This is a genomic window from Propionivibrio sp. (assembly GCF_017995515.1).
Lineage (GTDB): Bacteria > Pseudomonadota > Gammaproteobacteria > Burkholderiales > Rhodocyclaceae > Propionivibrio.
Window position 1 is genome coordinate 1 of record NZ_JAGOIT010000185.1, and the last position, 2893, is coordinate 2893.

A 2893-nucleotide genomic window follows, 5' to 3' on the forward strand; every position below is an offset into this window, starting at 1 on the left:
TGCGCAAGGTCTATCGCGACCCGATGACCGGCACGACCGAGTGGGGCATCGAGCGCGACGGCAACGCGATCCTCGCGGTGCATAGCCTGTCGACGCAGGCGCCGATCCGGCGCGATGGCTTCCCGCCTGAGCTGGGCGATGTGGCGGGGAGCGCGAGCAGCTATGCGGAGTGGGTGTTCAGGCCGATGGAGGAGTGAGGCGCGTGAGCGGGTCACGCCTCCATCGCTTGGCGCCGCAGCGTTGCGGTGCGGGATGGCGGGTGAGCGATCGTCTGGCCGCGAAGGCGCACGTGTCGTAGCGTCGGCCGCAACGGCCTGCGTCAGGTTCAGCAGCCGCCGAAGCGGTCCATCCGCCGGCGGTTGCGCTTGGTCGGGCGGCCGTGCAGGTCGGCGCCGGGTGTGGCGGCGAACTTGCGCAGGTCGCGGGCGTGTTCGCGCGCGTCGATGCTCTCGGTCGTTTCCTCGTACAGCGTCTGCGCCACGGTGGCCGAGCCGCGTTTGTCGGCGATGGCGCGCACGAGCACCGTGCGCGAGTCTTCGCCGACGGTGATGTCGAGCCGGTCGCCGACCTTCACGTCACGCGCAGGCTTGACCGCGACGCCGTTGAGCTTGACCTTGCCGCCGTCGACCGCCTCGGTGGCGGCGCTGCGGTGCTTGAAGAAGCGCGCGGCCCAGAGCCATTTGTCGAGGCGTGTCGTGTTCTGCGTGGAAATTTGCCTGTCTGACATCGCATTGAAGAGCACTAGGCATTTCGGGGACAACTCTTGTTGCCCCCGAAACTTTACCGTGAATTCAACTCGAAATCGGAACGGCGGTGGCGTGACCGTCGCAGGTCCGGTTTGCCTGGGACTTGGGCCTGCCCCTTACGAATAAGGTCTGGGGCGGTTCGGACGTGACCTTACTCGCGAGGCCGTCAATGTCAGTGGAAAACGCCCCAAGGTTCGGGCTCAAGCCTTGCGACGCATGCGCGCGAGAGCGGCAAGGCCAAGGCCCAGCAGGGCAAGCGAGCCAGGCTCGGGCACCGTGCCGTCGCCGCCGACTGTGTCCTGCTTGTCGCCCATCACGTACGCGTATTCGATGGTTGCCGACGCGCCGCTAGCCAGGCTGCCAATTCGCCAAGCCATCTGCAGGCCGTAGTCGCCGGTACTGGTGGTTGGCGAGACTGGACCGTAACCGGCCAATACCGCGTAAGGGTTGTCGATGGAGCAGCAAGAGTTGTTGATGCCGGTGTTGGAGTCATAGCTGCTCAGGTTCAGCAGGCCGATGGTCAGACCGGTGCTTGAGCCGGCTGCCGAGACGAGATCCTCCGGTGCGAACAGGGAGTTGCCACGGGTGTTTACGGTGGCGTAAGAGCCAAAGCGGTTTACGTCCGGATCCGGGTCCAGGTGGCGGCCGAAGACCAGGTCCGTCAGGTCCCGCAGGGCGGTGATCACGGTTCTAATCAGGACACGCTCGTCGCCCGTGTTGAAGAAGTAGCTGTTAGTGATGCTGAGCGAGCCGGAGAGGGCTCCTGTCCAACTTGCGGCATTGTCGTACCCGTTGGCGGCTGAACCAGTCAAGAGCGTCGGCGAGCTCGAGCCGAAGTTTGAAGTGCCCACGTTACTGTTGATGCGGAGACCCGTTTGCACGCTGTTCACGGCGAAGGCCTCGCTCGGCGTGCCCGGCGTGAGATAGTCGTTGGCAATGCCGCCAGGCGCAAAATTACCGCCACCGGTCGGGTCGTGCCGGATGCCCGGAGGAGAGCTGCTGTTGCTGCCGAGCGTGCCGTAGTCGCTCACGCCGACCTGGACATAGCTTCCAGTGAGGGTGATCGGGGCGGCGGTGGCGGCCGCGACGAGGCCAGCACTCAGGAGGCTGGTGAGCAGGAGTCGTTTCATGTTGTTGTCCCCGGGTATCAAGAATTGAGAGTACGAGCGTCACGCTTTTCTCGCCCCGCTCCGCGGAGGTCTGGAGATGCGTGCAACCGGGGTAAAGCACTATCTGTGCCAATTCGCAAGCAAATGATTCAATGAGGTTTTTCTTTCGATGCTTGGTCGGTGTGTAAAAAAAGGCGACGCAAAAATTGGTGTGGGGGTAATCGTGCGCACCCTCGTCCAGCTGCGCGCCGCGCGGCGATCAGCCGATCATGCCCGCGCCTACCGTGTTGTTGGTGCTCTCGTCGATGATGATGAAGGCGCCGGTGCCGCGGTTGGTCTGGTAGCGGTCGGCGACGATCGGCTGGGCGAGCTTGAGGGTGATGCGGGCGATGTCGTTCATCGCCAGGCCGCTGGTGGCCTCCTGCTCCAGCGTGTTCACATCCAGCCGGTAGTCGATCTTCGCCAGCTTGGCTTTCACCTCGCGCGTGGTGTGGCGCACGAGGTAGGTGCGCGCCGGGCTCAGCGGCGTCTCGGACAGCCAGCACACGGTGGCATCGATCTGCTTGACCGGCTCGGGCGCTTCGGCCGACTTGACGATGATGTCGCCGCGCGAGATGTCGATCTCGTCTTCGAGCAACAGCGTCACCGACTGCTCGTGGATCGCGCGCGCCAGGCGTTCGCCGCCAAGCTCGATGTGCTTGACCCGGCTGGTGGCGCCCGAGGGCAGCACGGTGACGGCGTCGCCGACGGCAATCTCGCCCGATTCCACCCGGCCCATGAAGCCGCGGTAGTCGTGCAGCTCGGGGTTGGCCGAATCCTGCGGGCGGCACACGAACTGCACCGGGAAGCGGAAGTCCTCGGCCTGCTCGGTGTGCGCGGCGGGGGCGCTCTCGAGGATGTCGAGCAGCGTCGGGCCGTCGTACCAGCCCAGGCGCTCGCCGCGGTCGACGATCATGTCGCCGGCCAGCGCCGAGATCGGGATGAAGCGCACGTCATTGATGCCGAGTCTGGCGGCGAAGGCGAGGTAGTCGGCCTTGA

The 2893-nt window shown here is 65.2% G+C and carries 2 protein-coding genes and 2 pseudogenes; 1 reads left to right on the forward strand and 3 read right to left on the reverse strand.

The features are described from left to right. Nucleotides 1-197 (forward strand): annotated as a pseudogene (locus KBA32_RS16885) (type II secretion system protein); the annotation flags it as partial. A gap of 128 nt (nt 198-325) precedes the next feature. On the opposite strand, the gene KBA32_RS16890 reads toward KBA32_RS16885, so the two are convergent. The 3 genes and pseudogenes from KBA32_RS16890 to KBA32_RS16900 form a co-directional block, all read right to left on the reverse strand. After that, entirely contained in the window at nt 326-727 is a 402-nt protein-coding gene (locus KBA32_RS16890; RefSeq protein ID WP_294361454.1) for an RNA-binding S4 domain-containing protein, read from the reverse strand. A gap of 219 nt (nt 728-946) precedes the next feature. Continuing rightward, nucleotides 947-1876, reverse strand: coding sequence for a PEP-CTERM sorting domain-containing protein (locus tag KBA32_RS16895; protein ID WP_294361456.1), 930 nt, complete (start codon nt 1874-1876; stop codon nt 947-949). Nucleotides 1877-2114: 238 nt separating this feature from the next. Further along, a pseudogene (locus tag KBA32_RS16900) lies at nt 2115-2893 on the reverse strand (sulfate adenylyltransferase); the annotation flags it as partial.

What these genes read in the sequence shown, in the direction of transcription:
- KBA32_RS16890 (WP_294361454.1), bottom strand. Translation starts at nt 727, where the DNA reads ATGTCAGACAGGCAAATTTCCACGCAGAACACGACACGCCTCGACAAA.
- KBA32_RS16895 (WP_294361456.1), bottom strand. Translation starts at nt 1,876, where the DNA reads ATGAAACGACTCCTGCTCACCAGCCTCCTGAGTGCTGGCCTCGTCGCG.